This is a genomic window from Sinorhizobium sp. RAC02 (assembly GCF_001713395.1).
Lineage (GTDB): Bacteria > Pseudomonadota > Alphaproteobacteria > Rhizobiales > Rhizobiaceae > Shinella.
In genome coordinates, this window is sequence record NZ_CP016451.1 from 195511 (window position 1) to 214128 (window position 18618).

The following is an 18618-nucleotide window of genomic DNA, read 5'->3' on the forward strand; positions in this document are numbered from 1 at the left end:
CCTGTCTTATAAACTTCCTGGCTGTGCAGTGCCTAGACCTCAAGCGAGAAGCTGCGTTCTAGACCGGTGCGTGCGAATTATTTTGCGGCTTCCTCGATCAGATCCGCCACGACCTCCGGTTTCGAAACCATGACCACGTGCGACGCTCCTTCTACGACAACCGTCCGCTTCGAGCCGGCTCGATCGGCCATGAACCCGAGCGCCTTTGCCGGTATGTTCTTATCGCCGTCACCGTAAACAAAGTAGGATGGGAGTGACTTCCAAGCCGGTTCACCGGATTTCTCCGTTAGTGCGGCTTCGGTAATTGGCCGTTGGCCGGCTGCCATCAACGCAGCAGCCCCGGACGGAACGTCGTGAGCAAACTGGTGATGGAATTTCGCCTGATCAATGTAGAGATCGACTCCTCCTCCGGACAGCTTGACCGGAGCCGCTAGCGCTTCCCCGAGCGTTCCGCCTGGAAACTTGCCCGCCAGATCAGCCGCTGCTTCTCCAGCTTCAGGTGCGAAGGCTGCCACGTAGACGAGCGACTTGACGTTATCCTGTCCTTTCGCGGCATTCGAGATAACCTGACCGCCGTAGGAATGTCCGACGAGAACCACTGGTCCTTCGATGCCCTCAACAACGTCAGAAACGAGACGCGCGTCGCTCGAGACGCTGCGCAAGGGATTGGCAACCGCAACGGCTCTGTATCCGTCTTGCTGAAGTCGGGTAATCACGCCATTCCAGCTTGACGAGTCTGCGAATGCCCCATGCACGAGTACGATGGTAGGCTTTGCTTGTTGCGCAACAGCAGTTCCGGACAAAAGGCCGCTTGCAACGACAGCCGTGACGGCAATATTGGACATGGAATCTCCTCGCTGGTTTCGTGGTCTGAATGCTGTAGGCCATATGCTGAGGCATAAATGCATGCCGACAGATCAGTGGGTTTCATTAGTTCGCAGAATTTCGTGCGAGCAGCTAGGGGTTTGGCGTTCCTCTATTCGCGACACACTTTTGCAATCCATGCGGCTATCCAGCCAATCTACGCAACGTTACGAGTGGCTTTCAGGGAATGGCAACGAACGACCTGCAAGTGAACCAAACCGTTTGGCTTGAAGGCGTCCGCCAACTGCTCTTGGCTGCGTGGCGAAGTCCAGTGCGACAAGAGGGGCAAAGAATACGCAATCGGCTGGTCCCGTTGGTCAAGCTGACAAAACGGGAGGCGAATGATTGGCTGAAGTGGGTTTGGGGCAGACGATCGGACCTGCGATCGTCCTGATGGGAGCCGCTGTCGTCGCAGTGCCGCTGTTTCGGAGGCTCGGTCTGGGTTCAGTGCTGGGTTATTTTGCTGCCGGTGTGCTGGTCGGCCCCTCGTTGCTTGGCCTCTTTACTGACGCCCTGTCCATCCTGCATTTTTCCGAGCTTGGCGTCGTGATGTTTCTGTTCGTGATTGGACTTGAACTGCGCCCGCTCAAGCTATGGGCTATGCGTGGACAGATTTTCGGGCTTGGATTGGCACAGGTCGCGCTGGCAATCGCAAGTCTTGCGCTGACGGGGATGCTGGTTTTCGGCCTGTCCGGTCAGGTGGCCTTCGTCGCCGGGGCAGGCTTCGTCCTCTCTTCGACCGCCGTCATCATGTCTGTCCTCCAGGACCGCGGCGAGATTTCGAGTGTCGAGGGCCAGAAATCAGTCTCGATCCTGCTCTTCGAGGATCTCATGATCGTGCCGCTTCTGGCGGTGGTCGCATTCCTGTCACCGCTATCCCAGGCACAGTCGGGCTGGATGGACATTTTGCTGGCACTTGGTGCGGTGCTCGTGCTTCTGGGCGTATCGAAATGGGGGCTGAATCCATTTTTTGCCCTGCTGGCGAAGACGCGAACGCGCGAAGTCATGACGGCGGGCGCGCTGATGGTGGTCCTCGGCGCAGCGCTGTTGATGGACATGACTGGTCTCTCCATGGCGATGGGCGCATTCCTCGCCGGGGTGATGCTGTCTAGTTCGAGCTATCGGCATCAGATCGAAAGCGATATCGAGCCGTTCCGCGGCCTTCTCATGGGTCTGTTTTTTCTGGCAGTCGGCATGTCACTCGACCTTTCCGTCGTTGCCGCCGAAGGGTGGCTTCTGTTGTCCATGCTAGTCGCATTCACGATCGCAAAGGGCGTCGTGGTTTATGCGGTTGCACGCGTGTTCCGCAGTTCCAATCACCAGGCATTACATCGCACCTCGATGTTCTTGCAGGGCGGCGAATTCGCCTTCGTGCTCTATGCCGCCGCGACTACTGGCGGCGTGATTGACGCCCGCGAAAATGCGTTGTTTACCACCGTCGTGATCTTCTCCATGGCTCTAACGCCGCTCCTGATGATCGCGGCAGACCGGCTGCTGCGAAACGAACCATCGATGGATGGCGTCGACGCAGCCCGGGATCTGACTGGATCAGTGCTCATCATCGGTTTCGGCCGCTTTGGGCAAATCGCATCGCAGCTGCTGCTCGCCAAGGGCGTCAGTCTCTCGGTGATCGACAGGAACCCTGATCGAATCCGCGATGCAGGGCGGTTCGGGTTCAAGGTCTTCTTCGGCGATGGTACAAGGCTCGATACCCTGCGCCATTCCGGGGCGGTGTCTGCCGATGCGCTGATGATCTGCGTGAACGATCCGAAAGCGGCAATGCAGATCGTGGAACTGGCGCAGCACGAGTTCCCGCAGGCAAAGATCCTCGTGCGGAGTTATGATCGCGCTCATGCCGTGGAACTGATCCGGGCTGGCGTCGATTACCAGATCCGCGAAACGGTCGAATCCGCCTATATGATGGGAGCGGAAGGGCTGCGGGCGCTGGGCTATGCCGAGCTCGACGTGGAGGAGGCCGCAGAGGATGTGCGTCAACGCGACAATGAAAGGCTCGCCGAGCAGGTGCAGGGCGATGCCATGTCCGGCCGCGGCCGGTTGCATGTCCAGCCCGTTCCGGAACCTCTCGGCAAAGCGTCCGTGTAGAAATAGCAATGAAAGTGAAGGCACATGCGAACGCTAAGGGTTGCGATTGCCGGGTTCGGGGGCGTGGGGCGTGCCACGGCGAGCCTTCTCCTGTCGCGGCGCGCGCGTTATCGCCAGGTCTATGGGGTCGACATCCGTCTGATTGCGGTTTGCGGATCACAGGCCGGCTTGCGCGATGATCGCGGTCTCGAAGAAGACCAGCTCGGCACGCTCGAGGACGGACGTTCTGGCCCGGATTTCATAGAGGAGAGCGGGGCGGATATTCTCGTCGAAGCCGGACCGAGCGATTTTCGTAGCGGCGGCCCGGGGCTTGGCTACATTCGTTCCGCCCTGTCTGCCGGGCGTGATACGATCGTGATATCCAAGGGCGCGCTTGTCCACAGCGGAAAAGAACTTCGCGAACTTGCAAGAAGATCGGGCGCCTTGCTGAAGCTCAGCGGCGCGGCGGCGGCGGCCCTGCCGACGATCGATCTCGTGGATCACAGCCTCAAGGGCTGCACCGTGCTTGAAGTCGAAGGTATTCTCAATGCCACGACCAACTACCTGCTCGACGCCATGATGACACGTGGGATCGGCTTCGAAGCCGCGTTGCGCGAGGCGCAGCTCGGCGGCTTTGCTGAAGCCGATCCGCGAAACGACACGGAAGGGTGGGATACCGCCTGCAAGCTGCTGATCCTCGCCAATTTCGGCCTCAACGCCGACCTGACGATGGATGACCTGACCGTCGAAGGTATTCAGTCGGTGACCGGCGAGCGTATCGAGGCATGGTGCAGTGCGGGACTCGTACCAAAACTTGTCGGCAGTCTCACGCGGGCTGACGGCACATTCAGCGCCGCCGTTGGCATAAAGGCCTATCCTCTCTCCGATCCATTCGCGAACATTCGCGGAAAGGACAAGGCGATCCGCATCACAACGGACGCAATGGGAGAGACGATCGCGATCGCATCCGGCAACGAGCCGCTGGCTACAGCCGCCGCTGCGCTGAAGGATCTCGAGCACATTCTGACGGCGCGGGCCGCAGAAGACTTATCGGAGAGCACTTCACAATGACAAAGCTCACCTTGCAGGCCATACGTCATGTCGGATTCGAGGATCTCGGCAGCTTTGAAGCTCCCTTGCGGGAAGCGCGCTATGCCGTCGAGTATGTGGATATCGCGGAGCAGGACCTCGGGAAGTTCGATCCTATGTCTGCTGATCTTGTCGTGGTCCTGGGCGGCCCTATCGGCGTCAACGATTACGGGGCTTATCCCATAATCACTCGAGAGATCGAGCTGCTACGGGCACGTCTTACGGCCGACCGGCCGACACTCGGCATCTGTCTCGGAGCGCAGGTGATGGCCGCCGGCCTCGGAGCTCATGTCTATCAGGGATCCGAGAAGGAGATTGGTTGGTCAACCCTCCAACTTACGGCAACCGGCGGTCCTAACCCTCTTGCCGCGCTCCAGGATGTCCCGGTTCTGCATTGGCATGGCGACACGTTTGATCTACCCGGCGGGTGCGAGCGTCTCGCCTCCACCCCCATCTGCCTCAACCAGGCCTTCTCGCGTGGGCCGAACATTCTCGGCCTGCAGTTTCATCCTGAGCTTGTTGCCGCGAGGTTTGAGCACTGGCTGTTGGGACATGCGAGCGAATTGGCGACGTCTGGCGTCAGTCCCGTGATGCTGCGCCGCGAGACCGAACTTTACGGAAAAAGACTTGAAGAAGCTGCTGTCCGCCTGCTGACCGAATGGCTGGCGCGGCTCACTTGAAGGGGCAACCCTCCTCCAACAATCGAGGAAAAGCGTATGAAAGCAGCAGTCTATGACAATCCAGGTCCGCCCACGGTCTTGAGATATGCCGATGTCCCGGATCCCGTGCCTGGGCCAAACGATGTTCTCATTGCCGTCGAGGCGATTTCGATCGAGGGTGGAGATCTGATCAATCGCCGTTCGAAGCAGCAGCCCTCTCCCTGGATTGTCGGCTACGCAGCCGCCGGGACCATCATGTCGGTCGGCGAGAACGTGCGCAATCGAACAGTCGGCCAAAGGGTTACTGCCTTCGACATGCAGGGCTCACATGCGGAACTCTGGTCCGTGCCTGCCACACGCACATGGCTGGTTCCGGATGGTGTAGACATGGGACAGGCTGCTGCGCTGCCTATTTCCTTCGGAACTGCTTACCATTGCCTGATCACCCGGGGGGGCCTGCGAGAGACTGAGACAGTTCTGATCCAGGCGGCCGCCGGTGGCGTTGGCCTTGCCGCTATCCAATTGGCACGTGACGCGGGCGCGACCGTCATAGCCGTCGCCGGCGGCAGGGAACGCCAGGCGCGCCTCATCGACCTCGGTGCATCAAACGTCATCGACCGGTTGAAAAACGACGTCGTCGCTGAGGTGCTTCGGCTGACCGATGGTCGGGGTGCTGACCTCGTCATCGATCCCGTCGGGTCTACCTTACAGGGTTCGCTTGCTGCGCTCGCTCCTGAGGGAAGTCTTGTCTTCGTCGGAAATGCGGGCGGCGGAGGCCTCAATGTCGATTTGTGGCAGCCGATGCAGAACAATCAGACGCTTCACGGCGTCTTTATGGGCTCACTGTTCGAGAAGCCAGCCGTACACCGGACTGTCGACGAGCTCCTCTCGGCGGCGGCACAGAAGAAGCTCGAGGTCGTGATTGATCGAATCTTCCCACTTCGGGAAGCACCGAACGCTCATCACTATGCCGAAACGGCCAAACCGCTGGGCCGCGTGGTCATGAAGCCCTGACTCCCGTGTTCCATAATTCCGCAGCTCGCGCAGCCAATGTGTTTCACATGCGACGCTGATCACCAACCAGTGTTGATCGCAGCGAGCGAAAGGACAATCGAGATGAAGCACATTTCGTTCAAGAACAGACATATCAACGTGGTGGGCAATCTCCATCTACCGCCTGACTTCACCGAAAGTGGAGCTTACCCTACGCTCGTCCTTGCAACACCAGGCAGTAGTGTGAAGGAACAAGTCGGTGCAATCTACGCAGAGAGACTGGCTGACCGCGGCTTTCTGGCCCTGACTTTCGATCCGTCGTACCAGGGCGAAAGTGGCGGCGAGCCCCGGGATCTTGAAGACCCGGCCGCTCGCGTCGAGGATATTCACTGCGCGGTCGATTCCCTGATGACGTTACCTTACGTGAGCGAGGAGCGTCTCGGCCTGTTGCGAATATGCGCCGGTGGCGGCTACGCGATCCATGCGGCGCTGACCGAAAGACGCTTCAAGGCGGTCGGGACGGTCGTCGCCAACGACATCGGTGAGGCGTTGCGGCAGCTTCTGCCTGACGCCAGTCAAACGCTTGTTGACGTCGGCAACCAGAGGACGAACGAAGTGCATGGTGGCCGACCGCGAAGAGACCCCATGGATCCCGGATAGCCTGAAGGACGCCAGGGCAGCAGGCATTGTAGACCCAGACCTGTTGGAAGCGGTCACATTCTACCGGGAGTCGCGTTACCGGCACCCGAACTGTACGAACCGGCTGTTGTTCGTGAGATACGGCAGCCTTCTCAAGTTTGACGCCTTCAATCTCGTGCCCGATCTGCTGACGCAACCGCTTCAGGTCATCGTCGGCGGCCGCCGCGGAAATACCGGTCAATACGAAGCCGGACAACGTCTGTTCGACCTCTCTCCATCAAAAGAAAAACACTTAATGGCGGTTGAGGGAGCCGGCCATTACGACATGTATTAGAAGCTCAATATATGAGCCAAGCCGTCGAGAGGCTGGCTGATTTCTATAAGGTGCATCTCATCGCTTGAAGCGCCCGGTAGCTTCCTGGGCCGCTTCCGGGCAGCGTGTCGAACCCAAATGCATTCACTCAGCGCATGGCTCAGCGCCGGTTACCGGCTGATGCCTTGCAGCCATTCCAAGAGCTCAACCGAGGATATCATGATGCAAGACCCAAAGATTTCAGCAAATTCGAGCATTGACGGGGCGACCTGGATTCCTGAAAGCAAATCAGCTGTCACTCATCCCCACATGACGGACGATTTTGCGCGCGTCTACGAGATGACGGCGAACCGGAATACCGGTCAGATTGCTGCTCTGGCTCTCGATCGTGTCGGTGGTATTCAATGGGGCACGCACGTTCTTGATATCGCAGCGGGCGCTGGGGCGCTAGGTGTGCCAGCTGCGCTTCGCGGCGCGGCCGTGCTTGCCATCGACAATGCGCCTGGCATGGTAAATCTTTTGGAGAAAAGGCTCGCACCCTTTCCCTCAAGTGAGGCAAGGCTGATGGATGGTCAGCAACTCGCGTTGAAAGACGACAGCTTCGATGCGACATTCTCGCTTTTCGGAGCCAGCATTTTCCCCGATTGGCGACGCGGTCTGGCCGAGCAGGCGCGCGTGACCCGGCGCGGCGGGAAAGCCTGTGTGGCGACATGGCGCAAACCGCCGGGCGGCGGCCCTTTCATGGTCATGGCGCAAGCGCTGCGCTCTGTCTTTCCAGACATGCGACCGCCTTCGCCTCCTGAGGGTTTTCTCCTGCTTTCCGAACCCGATCGGTTGGCCAAGGAAATGGCTCACGCCCACCTTTCCGCGATTGACGTCGAAGAGATCGAGACCGTCTGGGAAGGCCCCGCCGGGCACGCTTATCTTGACGAACTTCGTGACTTGCACAGCTATATGGGCGTCTACGCGCAGCTTGATAGCGATCAACGACGGCGTGTCGACGCGGCAATACTTGAGGTGATCGACGGATTGGCAAGCGGCAACACGGTTATCCTCCGCGCAACCGCCGTTCTGGCCGTGGGAACGAAACGATGAAGCGAGTTTGTTTCTCGCCTTGAGTGCGGTGGCCGAGCCGCTTCAGGCTGGCTCCCGATCCGAGGCTGGGCCTGACCTCCAGAGGCCCAGTCTTTGCTTAAAACGTCCGATCAATCTCTCCATGAGTGCTCCAGCTACCTGGTAATACTGATGCAGCTGAAACCTGAATGCCTGCCGGCGGTCGTGGCTGTAAGGTCGTAAGTGGCAAAAGCACGCCCGATGCAATCTGTCCGGAGGTAAAATGGCAGGGAGATCGGCTTCTTCACCCCCCTCCACCTCGTTGGGCGCGATCGCCATTGTATGCCTGCCATGAGGCAATCTCGCAGATTCGAGCTGATACTCTTTTGTCCACCCCGAAGATGCCATGCCTCCGCGCCCGGAATAAAGCCGGGTGGGCATGCAGATCCTCTTGCAAATGGCGTTCCCCATTTTGCGACAGAGCTTCCCAGGATCGAGCACTATCGCATGACCGGCTGTGGTGCCAGTCTCAGACTGTCGGTGGCCGTGCACCCGTGGAGAAAGAAGCTCTGCGCTAAACATCTTTCAAAGGACCCATAATGGAAATCGGTATCGACAGTTTTGCGGCTATCCTTCCAGATCCGGCGACGGGCCAGGTTCCCTCGGCCACCATCCGTATGGCAGAACTGATCGAGGAAGTCGAAGTGGCGGACCGCGTTGGACTGGACGTGTTCGGTATCGGTGAACATCACCGCGCAGAGTTTCTCGACTCCGCGCCGACGATCATACTGGCTGCCGCTGCGGCACGGACCAGCCAGATCAGATTGACGAGCGCGGTAACAATTATAAGTGCTGCCGACCCTGTGCGGGTTTTTCAGGAATTCGCAACCCTCGATCTGATTTCCAGGGGTCGAGTGGAAATCGTTGTAGGTCGCGGGTCCTTCGTCGAAGCTTACCCACTGTTTGGCTTGGACACGCGTGACTACGACGATCTTTTTGCGGAAAAGCTCGATTTGTTGCTTGCTCTGCAAGAGTCGACGAATGTGAGCTGGGAAGGGCGTTTCCGACCGCCGCTCCGCGGACAAGGCGTCTATCCCCGTCCTCATCAACAACGACTTCCGATATGGATCGGTGTCGGCGGCACGCCGCAGTCGTTCGCGCGCGCCGGTGCGCTTGGTCTTCCCTTGATGATCGCCATCATAGGCGGAAGCTTTGAGCGCTTTCGTCCGCTCGTCGATCTCTATCGGGAAGCTGGTAAACGCGCAGGGCAAAGCCCCGAGGTGCTCAAGATCGGTGTTCATGCGATGGGCTTCGTCGGCGAAAGCAATGCTGCAGCCAGGGACGCCTTTTTCCCTGGCTGGGCGCATCTGACAGCGAATATCGGTCGCGAACGCGGCTGGTCGCCGCCGACGCGTCAGCAGTTCGAGACCATGGCGGGACCCGAAGGTGCATTCCTGGTTGGTGATCCAGCGACGGTGGCAGCCAAAATGCTGCGGGCCAGTGAAACACTGGCTGGCGTATCACGCATCACCTTCCAGATGAGCACAGCCGCTCTCGATACTTCAGCAATGAAACGATCAATAGAACTGCTGGGCACCGAAGTGGCGCCGGTGGTCAGAGCAACACACCGCGCTTGACAGCTAGGCTTGATCGCAAAACGGGGACACAAAATGGACATCGAAGATCTGCGGACCTTTGTCGAAGTCGCCGATTCCGGTGGTGTATCGCCGGCGGCGCGCCGGTTAGGTGTTTCCAAGTCGATGGTCAGTCGGCGGCTCGCCCGACTTGAGGTGGAACTCGGTGTCCAACTTGTTGCGCGCACTACCCGTGGCGCCGGCCTCACCGAGGCGGGTGTCACGTTTCGCGAGTTTGCGGCAAAAACCTGCACCGAAATAGACATTGCACGCGAAACGATTTTGCCCGAAGGCGACCTTCGTGGACGCTTGAGGGTTTCCGTTCCGCTGACATCGGGCCCAATGCACTTCGCCTCCGTGCTTACAGAAATGGCGCGCCGCCACCCGCAGCTTCAGATCCACGCCGAATATAGCGACCACTGCGTCGATCTGGTTGCAGAAGGGTTCGACTGCGCGATTCGAGTCGGCGCGTTGCGTGACTCCAACGTGATCGCCAAGCGCGTGGGCGAGATCTATTTCAAGCTCGTCGCCAGCCCCGACTATATCAGGGTTCATGGCTCACCTGAATCGCCAGACGAAATCGCGACCCACCAAGCCTTGCTGGGTATCGAGGCGTGGCGGTTCCTGGAAGGCGACAGGATCATCACCGTGCAGGCACAGGGTCGCTTCAGCTCCAACAACGGCGCGGCGATAGCCAAAGCCGCAGCGAAGGGGCTTGGCATTGCATGGCTTCCGGACTGTGTCACCCATAAATATCTTGCCTCAGGCGCGCTTGTCCCAATCATGACCCGCTTTCCGCTGCCCGTCGGGGATGTTCATGTTGTCAGGCCATCCAGCCCCCATCCACCGCGCAAGGTGCGTATCCTTTCCGAATTTCTCATCGCATCTTTCGAAAAACTTCGCGGGGCGTCGGGTGCGGATAACCGATCACCCACCCTTGATCACTCGCTCACATCTCTCAATAGTTCGTCGGGCGCGGAACTCCGCCTGAAGATAAATAACTCCGTCTCAGATGATGCCTTCAGAGAACAGCGGCAACCAATTCACTCCGCGATATAAATCGCCTAACAGATAAGAAAGGTTTCCTCACATGAGCTGGAACCCCGCAATTGAACCAGGCTGTCCGGACGAGGTCGGAATTGACGCGATCGAAACCCTCATCATTCCCCGCGCCCGCGACCTTGGCGGCTTCGAGGTTCGACGCGCCCTGCCTGCCCCGAAGCGACAGATGGTGGGACCATTCATCTTCTTCGATCAGGCAGGACCGGCCGAGCTCCTGACGGGCCAGGGCATCGATGTCCGGCCCCACCCGCATATCGGGCTTGGCACGGTCACATACCTCTATCGCGGCGACTTTCATCACCGCGACAGCACGGGAGCCGACCAAATCATCCGTCCTGGTGCGTTGAACTGGATGGTCGCCGGCCGCGGTGTTTCCCATTCGGAGCGAACATCCGCCACTGCCCGAAGCGGGCCGAACAGTCTGTTCGGGATCCAGACCTGGCTCGCCCTGCCGGAAAAGAATGAGGACATGGCGCCAACATTTAACCACTATGGCGAGGAGATGCTGCCGGTGATCGAGGATCGCGGGGTATCGGTTCGGCTCATTCTCGGCAACGCTTATGGCAAGACCGCTCCCGCAACCATGTTTTCCGAGACATTTTATGCCGATGTCACGCTGGGTCCGAGTGCTCTCCTGCCGATGCCTGACAATCACGAGGACCGAGGCATCTATATCGCCGAAGGCTCGATCTCGATCGCTGGTCAGGAGTTCGAGGCACAGCAGATGATGGTCTTCCGCCCCGGCGACAGGATCACGGTTGCAGCCGGCCAAAAAGGCGCTCGCCTGATGATCCTCGGCGGCGCTACATTATCTGGACCGCGCTACATCTGGTGGAACTTCGTCGCCTCATCGAAAGAGCGCATCGAGGAAGCCAAGGCCGAATGGCAGGGGCAGAAATGGGGCGAAGGCCTGTTCGACTTGCCGATCGACGATCGCGACGAGCATATACCGCTTCCGGAATGACGACAGTCGCGCGATCGCCCTGGCGCGATTGACGAAATCCGGAACGGCATTCACGACCTGCCTGTTCGATAGAAGACGGAGAAAGTAAAATGAGCAACAAATGGCCACGCCTCGACTACCTCAGCTGGCGCGAAACGTGTTCCGCCCTGCACCTCTACCTGCAGGTCGTCGGCAAATACCGACTGGCTCATACACCGTGGCTCAACCATTCCTGGAACGCGACTTTCTACGTTACCCCCTCCGGTCTGACGTCCTCTCCGATCCCTGATGGCCCTGGCATCGAGATTGTGTTCGATTTTCATGAACATACAGTCATTGGTTCGAATGGTGACGGACGGCGAGCCTCGTTTGCGTTGGGGACATCTACCGTCGCAGGGTTCCACGCCAATTTCACCCGTCTGATCTCCGAACTCGGCGGCAATCCCGACTTCCATGGCCAGCCAAATGAAGTGGCGGACCCCGTGCCGTTCGATGAGGACCATCGGGAACGCTCGTATGACCGCGACGCCGTCCGGAAGTTTCATGAGGCACTGATGGCGATAGACCGGGTATTCAAAGCGTTCCGGACATCCTTCATCGGGAAATCCAGTCCTGTGCATCTTTTCTGGGGCAGCTTCGATCTGGCCGTTACCCGGTTTTAGGGACGGCAGGCGCCAATCCATCCTGGCGGCGTACCGGCACTGCCGGACAACGTGGCGCAGGAGGCCTACGACCGCGAGGTTTCTTCGGCAGGCTTTTGGCCGGGAGGCGGCGGCATCGACTATCCCGCATTCTATGCCTATGCCTATCCCGCACCGAGCGGTTTCAGGGCTGCGTCTGTTCGGCCTGATACGGCATTCTGGCACGAGGGCCTGTCGGAGTTCATCCTGCCTTATGAGGCGGTTCAGGCTGCGGCCGATCCTGACGAAGCGCTCATGGCGTTTCTCGTCTCGACTTACGAAGCTGCCGCCGATCTTGGACATTGGGATCGAGACCAGCTCGAGTGCACGCACGGTCAGCGCGGCAAAGTTCGGGAACTGAGTGCGAAGGCCCCGGAGAAGGCTACTTCTTCGGTTAGCGAGGAGGTGGAACGGGAAGACGGGGTTTCGAAGGGGCGGTACCGGATCGTGGTTGAAGGCGTCGAAGCGGAGATGACCTACAGTCGAGCTGGCACACAGCTCATCATCATCGACCACACTGACGTCCCCGCGGCTTTACGGGGGAGAAAAGTTGGTGAGCGGCTTGTGCGCCAGGCGATCGAAGATGCCCGACGCGAGGGTGTTTTTATCATTCCCCTTTGCCCGTTTGCGAAAGCCCAGATTGAGCGACATCCTGAATGGCAGGATGTTCTTCGCAAGTGAGCAGAATGCCCGGCATTGGAGGATGGCATGCAGAAAAAAACCGACCCGATCCTGGAGGCAGATAAGCTCCTGATGGCCGCTGTCGATGAGGCTATCGACAACGCTGCCAGGACCGCTGGACCTGAACTTCAGGCAGGTGGTTCACGCGTCTCGCCCCGTGATTACTTCGCAGATGGCGTTCTGCGCCACCTGTTCCTGCGTTTGTGCGGAGCCGACCCGACAACATACAAGGGAGGTGATCCGGAAACGGCGTGGAAGATTTTGTATGCAGGACGCGGCGTCGCCCGTCACTGGGAGAGGGAAAGCGGCAAGCCGCCCGCGTGGCGAGGGAAGAAAGACCGCCGGGAGGATATTGAGAAGGACAGAAGTGAACGCCAGCAGCTGGCACTCTCCGCGCAGAATTTTGCCATAACCACCGCTATTCGAGCTTTGCTCGATCACGCACGCGCTTCGGATCCGGAAATCACAGATCGTCTCGAAGCAGTCATCGACGCACGCCACGCGAGGCTTGAGTCTAAATCCGATACCGACCACGAGTTTACCGAAAGAGCAAAAACCTACCTGTCGCTCCTCACCCGCCGGCCGGACTAGGCGCAATGCTACGCAATCGGAACCTCAACAGTTGATGGAGTTAAACATGACAGAACGTTGCCCTGTTCTTACCCCCTCTGAAAGACAGATCGTCGACGTCATCAAGAGTGCGGACGACGGATTGGCTGCTGCGGTCTCTCTGGCTTTGGAGGAGGCGGTCAAAAAGGCTGCCGAAGATATGAGAGCAATCGGTCAGGAGGAATCCGCGCCGGCGATGCAATATTTTGCGAGCGTCATTCATCAAAGAATGTACTGCCTGATGTGCGGTGCGGATCCGGACACACTCAAAGGCGGCGATCCCGACATCGCTTACCACGTCATCCGCAACAGCCAGAATATCGCCAGGCACTACTGGTCAGCAGATATAGAACCCTACCCACCCAAGTAGGAACTAGTGCGAAAACCACCGGTGGCGAGGTGTTGAGCATGGATCAGCGCGCCGAACGTAGTCTCTATGTTGGAAATTTCGTAGCACTTCTAGGAGGTAAGCCATGGTATCAGACGCGGATCTCACCGGCATCGATTGTGAAGTAGTAGACCGAGTGATTGACGTCGGAAAAAACAAATTCCGCGTATTGGAGCAAGGACAAGGGCCAGCAGTTCTTTTCGCCCACGGCTTCCCGGACACGGCCGACACATGGCGGAGCCAGATGAGCGCTGTTGCGGAGGAAGGTTACCGAGCTGTAGCGCTTGACATGCGCGGGTTCGGGGCGAGTTATTCACCTTCGGAGGTTGAACAGTACACATCCCCCTACATTGTCGGCGATCTGGTCGGCGTGCTGGACGCGCTGGAAATCCCGAGTTGCACTCTCGTGGGCCATGACTGGGGTGCAGATCACGCCCAGAAGGCAATGCTGATGCGACCCGACCGGTTTACAGCCCTCGTCAGTGTGAGCATCCCCTACGCGCCAAGGGGTGAGACGAGCCTCAACGACAGCTTGCGGGATCAAGGGCTCGGTGATCGCTACTACGCACTGGCATTTGACAAACCAGATTCAGGCAAGCAATTCCTGCCTGCGGAGAACAGCATCGCGAGCGTTCTATACTGGCTTTCGGCGAGCCCGCCGCCGGAGCAGCGCTGGGATCCGATCGACCCGGAAAAGCACATGCTACGCCCTGCACCGGTAGTCGCTCCAGATTGGGCCGACCCCGACTATGTCGACCGTACGATAGCTGCTTTTACCCACTCCGGGTTTGAAACAGGTCTGAACTACTACCGCGCCGTTCCCCATACATTCGAACTCATGTCGGCGTATAAAAACGCTGTCATTCGACAGCCCAGTCTCTATATCTGGGGTGCAGTTGATGGACTTTGCCAGTTTTTCCATTCGGACAACCCGACTGTCAACGACATGCGAGCAAGTCAGCCCGGACTGGTCGATGTTGTCCGTCTGGAAGCCACCGGTCACTGGGTGCAACACGAAGCAGCAGATCGCCTGAATGCCGAATTGCTCAAGTTTCTCGGCACCCATGCTTCGTGGGAGATCTAAATTGACATTGATTTCCGCAATACGCGCCGGCGATCTCGCCAGAGTTGGAAGTCTCGTTCAGTCAGGGGTAGATGTGAATGCCCGCGACGCCGAGGGATTTACGCCGCTGATGATCGCGGCCGGGTTGGGACAGCCGCAGATGGTGGAATTGCTGCTGAATGCAGGAGCGGATGTTTTAGTCCTTGAGCCGCGCATGGGCGCGACAGCGCTCCACAAAGCCGCTCAATCCGGCAATCGTGACGTAATAACGCTACTTCTGGACAATGGTGCGTTTGTCGATCAGCAGTCGCCCGTATTGGGGAACACAGCGTTAATGGATGCGGTTCTACACAAGCAGGAAGATGGTGTGAGGACGTTGCTCTCCTATCGCGCCAGGACTTCAATCCGAAACCACTGGGACCAAACCGCTCTTGACCTCGCCGAGAATGATGGCCTGGATTCAATCGCCCGGCTGATCCGTGATAAAGTCAGTGCCAATGAGACAAATGTCCTGCGATCGGATCTCGTCCTTGCCGCAAAAGCGGGTGACGTCGGAGAAGTGAAACGGTTGATTGCTGCCGGCATCGACGTCAATCAACGGATGCCGATCGCCGGGACGCCGGACGACGATTACACTCCACTGGGGATCGCCGCCCGAGAAGGGCATGCGGAAATTGTGACCCTTCTCAGGGATGCAGGTGCAGACGTCCGGCAGGTCGTGGGCCTCATGAAAGGTACACCTTTCCATGAAGCAGCCTATTTCGGACATGCAGATGTAATTGAAATTCTTGCTGAAACAGATTGTATCGGAGCTGCGCAGCCAGAGCTGGATGCGCAGGGGCCGTATAATGGTCTGACAGCACTTCACGACGCTGCGTGGCATGGTCACATGGATGCTGTACGATCGTTGATCAACGCGCGCGCGCGGCTGGATCTGAAGAGCCATGCAGGCCTGACGCCGAGGGAATTGGCTCTTCTCTACGGATATGACGAAATCGCATCGTTGCTCGCTGAAAGCGAGAATTTTGAAAACACCTGAAACGACGTGGATCCACCTCCTAACGCTCTTCGTGTCATGCGGTTAGGCTGCTGCCAAAATTACGAGCGTGCAGCTGAACTGGTGCACGATATGCCTTACAACGACAGCCCACTCACAGCGGTGTTCGACCGTGTTCATCTGTTTGCTTAGGCCTTGACCTGATCGCCTCAGAAAGCAGCGGTCTAGCGAATTCAAAGAACGCCTGTGCGCTTTGGGACCCCTTGCTTGAACGAAACAGCATTTGTGCGGGCATCGGCTCCGAAGTGAGATCGCACCAACCACTGAACCACCGGGATTCAAAGGTTCGACGAAGGCGTAACTCCTTATATTCCGGGCATATTAGGCTCTAGGGCCGGTTCTTTGACATAGACTGGATACCTTGATTTCGCCGCCGCGGTGAGAGTTGTATCGATATCCAGAGTGATCGCTGGCTGTTGGGCAGATGTTACGGCGATCTCGAAGCCGTCGGGATCCACGGTGAAGCCGCCTCCCCCAAACACCAGATTGCTCCCGGGACGAGTTCCGACGCGGTTGGAACTAACGACGCAAGCGCCGCTGGCAATTCCTGCCATGCTGGCAGCAGTCCTCCACATGCGATGGTCGACGCCGGTCGCGCGCGGCACGGCGATCAGATCGGCACCTGCCTTTCCAAGGTGGCGTGCTTTGTCCACGAACATCAACTCGGTGCATATCAACACACCAACCTTGATTCCCGCGATTTTAACCACGTCAAAACCAGGGCGCTGAAGCTCGAACCACGATTCTTCTTCCCATCCTGTTTCTGATGGAAAATAGTGCTTTTGGTGGATGAACTCGTATCGGCCTTCTGTCAGCACAAATCCCTCGTTCACCAGACGTCGGCCGTTAAATACGGGACGAGACGAGATTACTGCCGCGAGCGGTAGACGAGATAAGGTGTCCAAGGCTCGCTCGTGGAGCGCAGCCCATTCACGCGCAGCTTGGACATCGAAAGGACGCCTTGTTGGCTGCCAAAAGCCAAACGGCATCTCATTCGTTATCAGGATGTCATTCCGTGCGTCGACGAATTGCCTGGAGATCTCTTCCCAAGCGGCCTCGCCCGGGAGCAACCCTTCCGGCCATTCAACCGACCATGCCTTAACCATCCAAGCCTCTTTTACAGTTATCGTCGAATAAGTCGTTCAGCGTGAGAGCATTAAGTTGAACTACAACAACCCCACCTATGGCTGTGCATCCTCTACCAGGCAAACTTCAGTTCCGCTCGGACGTAGTTGCTGTCACGGCCTCCGGCATTGCGAAGCGTCGAACCTACCTGGTAGTGAACTGCTTCTACCGAGCCTGTAAGATTTCGGTTGAACCTGTAGTCGGCCCTCAATTGAACATAGGCGCCCGTCCAAGGATTTCCCCCGCCTGCGGTCCCGGCAACCGGGACGCTCGGCAAGGTATAAACGGCGTCGTCCGTCGTCTGGCGCCAAAGCAGACCGACGCCTGCCAGTAAGGTCAGGTCATCCATCGGCTGAACGGTGATCGAAGGCTTGACGTGGATGAGGTTGGCGTATCCGGTATGCCCGCCGAGCGAGAAATAGACTCCGTTTGGAAACAGCGGATTGAAGGTGCCAAGGGTGCCATCATCCGCATCCCGATCACCTGACGCCATGTCGAACTGCAGACCGATCCTGGGCGACCAGGTTACCCCTTCAAAGGTATAGCCGGTCCTCGCCCCCAAGGCCCATCCCACAATGTCGGCCGAACCGACCTGCCCGACCTGACCCATTGCTTCCGCGTCCCAGTCGAAACCGCCATGCGTCCCGGCCAACCGGATATTGAGCACATGCCGTTCCTCCTCGCCCGATGCGGTCAGGAAATTCGCATTATTACGTTGGTAGAGCGCGTAATACGCGGAAGCCTCTGTCGTCGGGGACAGTTGTCGCTCTACCCTGGCGCCGCTGAACCGCAGATCGCTGCTTGATTGATCATCGAAAGGGTCGTCATCCCGATACTGGACGGGCTAGCTGACAAGACCATAGAAGCGCCATATCTCCGTTTCCCACCCGGCCCAGATCGCGTCGAACGACTGGCGGACATTCGGCCCGTCACGGGTCGAGACAAAACGTTCCAGGTCGAACGCGAAGTCCTGCCGACCGATCCTCGCAATAAACGTTCCCGCGTAAGTTTCCTGCGTATACCCCATGAATGCGAGGCGAAGGTCAAATCTGTTTGCATCGTTGGGGCCGACTGCCGTCTTGTCGAAGGCGCGCACATCTTCAAACTGCGTAAACAATTGCCAGTTTTCATTCAGGTGTAGGTCGATATGAAACTGCGCACGCTGCAACCCGTAAGCATCCGTTGGGTTCGCCGCTACGGTTCCGAACGCCGGCGCATCGCTGGTTTCAATGATTTCCCGTAGATTGAACCCTAACGAAATATAGCTGTCGGGATTAGCGGGAAATAACGGGATGTATTTAAGGCGATCCAGCGGTTGCGTCCGCAGTTCTGCATCTGCGAGAGGCGACCAGTCCTCTTTCGAGCGGTCGGGTTTCATCACGGGCCGATCCGCCGCATTTGCATCGTCGTTGGCGAAGGCAAGCCCGTGCTCCATCTGAGAAAGGGTGATGAGAGCCAACGATAAAACAAGCCTCCTTGCCCAGTGCGTGAAGCCAGTTAGGTTCGGCTGTCGCCTCCTGCATCGGTCACCGGCGGCGTGCCATTGGGTACCTAGATTTAAGTTGATTAATCCCACGAGGATCGTTTTCGGTAGTTCGATGCGGTACTTTCGGAACGACGAGGATAGATGGATCGTCCGTAGTATTCCGGTGCCTCCATCGGTTTCCTCGATGTCCCGGCCATG

General features: G+C 58.3%; 16 protein-coding genes and 2 pseudogenes. 15 read left to right on the forward strand and 3 right to left on the reverse strand.

The features are described 5' to 3' along the window. Positions 1-77: 77 nt before the first annotated feature. Positions 78-845 carry an alpha/beta fold hydrolase gene (locus tag BSY16_RS20775; protein ID WP_069061792.1) on the reverse strand — a complete coding sequence of 256 codons (768 nt, stop codon included), beginning with the start codon at positions 843-845 and terminating at the stop codon, positions 78-80. 364 nt (positions 846-1209) lie between these two features. Between BSY16_RS20775 and BSY16_RS20780 the strand changes: the two genes are divergently transcribed. The 15 genes and pseudogenes from BSY16_RS20780 to BSY16_RS20850 all read left to right on the forward strand — a co-directional run bounded on the left by BSY16_RS20780 (position 1210) and on the right by BSY16_RS20850 (position 15791). After that, a complete protein-coding gene (locus BSY16_RS20780; RefSeq protein ID WP_171902462.1) occupies positions 1210-2967 on the forward strand; it encodes a monovalent cation:proton antiporter-2 (CPA2) family protein in 1758 nt (585 codons plus the stop codon). A 24-nt stretch (positions 2968-2991) separates the two neighbouring features. Next, positions 2992-4017 carry a homoserine dehydrogenase gene (locus BSY16_RS20785; RefSeq protein ID WP_069061793.1) on the forward strand — a complete coding sequence of 342 codons (1026 nt, stop codon included), beginning with the start codon at positions 2992-2994 and terminating at the stop codon, positions 4015-4017. After that, positions 4014-4715 carry a glutamine amidotransferase gene (locus BSY16_RS20790; protein ID WP_069061794.1) on the forward strand — a complete coding sequence of 234 codons (702 nt, stop codon included), beginning with the start codon at positions 4014-4016 and terminating at the stop codon, positions 4713-4715. The genes BSY16_RS20785 and BSY16_RS20790 overlap by 4 nt, the downstream gene beginning before the upstream one ends. 36 nt (positions 4716-4751) lie before the next feature. Further along, complete coding sequence (locus BSY16_RS20795; RefSeq protein WP_069061795.1) at positions 4752-5708, forward strand: quinone oxidoreductase family protein; 957 nt, start codon at positions 4752-4754, stop codon at positions 5706-5708. Between the two features lie 102 nt (positions 5709-5810). Beyond that, on the forward strand, positions 5811-6347 hold the full coding sequence (locus BSY16_RS32805) for an alpha/beta hydrolase (RefSeq protein ID WP_286157244.1): 537 nt from the start codon (positions 5811-5813) through the stop codon (positions 6345-6347). Further along, complete coding sequence (locus BSY16_RS32810; RefSeq protein ID WP_286157245.1) at positions 6307-6660, forward strand: alpha/beta hydrolase family protein; 354 nt, start codon at positions 6307-6309, stop codon at positions 6658-6660. The genes BSY16_RS32805 and BSY16_RS32810 overlap by 41 nt, the downstream gene beginning before the upstream one ends. Positions 6661-6861: 201 nt before the next feature. After that, positions 6862-7734: a class I SAM-dependent methyltransferase gene (locus BSY16_RS20805; RefSeq protein WP_286157246.1), complete on the forward strand. Its 873-nt coding sequence runs from the start codon at positions 6862-6864 to the stop codon at positions 7732-7734. Between the two features lie 557 nt (positions 7735-8291). Then, the gene (locus tag BSY16_RS20810; protein ID WP_069061797.1) at positions 8292-9329 is read left to right on the forward strand and encodes an LLM class flavin-dependent oxidoreductase; all 1038 of its coding nucleotides are present in this window, start codon (positions 8292-8294) and stop codon (positions 9327-9329) included. Positions 9330-9362: 33 nt separating this feature from the next. Beyond that, entirely contained in the window at positions 9363-10385 is a 1023-nt protein-coding gene (locus BSY16_RS20815; RefSeq protein ID WP_083243031.1) for a LysR family transcriptional regulator, read from the forward strand. Positions 10386-10416: 31 nt separating this feature from the next. Continuing rightward, on the forward strand, positions 10417-11352 hold the full coding sequence (locus BSY16_RS20820) for a pirin family protein (protein WP_069061798.1): 936 nt from the start codon (positions 10417-10419) through the stop codon (positions 11350-11352). Between the two features lie 89 nt (positions 11353-11441). Continuing rightward, positions 11442-12692 (forward strand): annotated as a pseudogene (locus BSY16_RS31500) (DUF5996 family protein). A 27-nt stretch (positions 12693-12719) separates the two neighbouring features. Continuing rightward, the gene (locus BSY16_RS20835; RefSeq protein WP_069061800.1) at positions 12720-13283 is read left to right on the forward strand and encodes a hypothetical protein; all 564 of its coding nucleotides are present in this window, start codon (positions 12720-12722) and stop codon (positions 13281-13283) included. 46 nt (positions 13284-13329) lie between these two features. Beyond that, a complete protein-coding gene (locus tag BSY16_RS20840; RefSeq protein ID WP_069061860.1) occupies positions 13330-13671 on the forward strand; it encodes a hypothetical protein in 342 nt (113 codons plus the stop codon). Positions 13672-13774: 103 nt separating this feature from the next. Then, positions 13775-14773 carry an alpha/beta fold hydrolase gene (locus tag BSY16_RS20845; RefSeq protein WP_083243032.1) on the forward strand — a complete coding sequence of 333 codons (999 nt, stop codon included), beginning with the start codon at positions 13775-13777 and terminating at the stop codon, positions 14771-14773. A gap of 1 nt (position 14774) precedes the next feature. Then, a complete protein-coding gene (locus BSY16_RS20850) occupies positions 14775-15791 on the forward strand; it encodes an ankyrin repeat domain-containing protein (protein ID WP_069061801.1) in 1017 nt (338 codons plus the stop codon). A gap of 323 nt (positions 15792-16114) precedes the next feature. On the opposite strand, the gene BSY16_RS20855 is transcribed toward BSY16_RS20850, so the two are convergent. After that, on the reverse strand, positions 16115-16915 hold the full coding sequence (locus tag BSY16_RS20855) for a carbon-nitrogen hydrolase family protein (RefSeq protein WP_069061802.1): 801 nt from the start codon (positions 16913-16915) through the stop codon (positions 16115-16117). A gap of 92 nt (positions 16916-17007) precedes the next feature. Next, a pseudogene (locus BSY16_RS20860) lies at positions 17008-18369 on the reverse strand (alginate export family protein). Between the last annotated feature and the right edge of the window lie 249 nt (positions 18370-18618).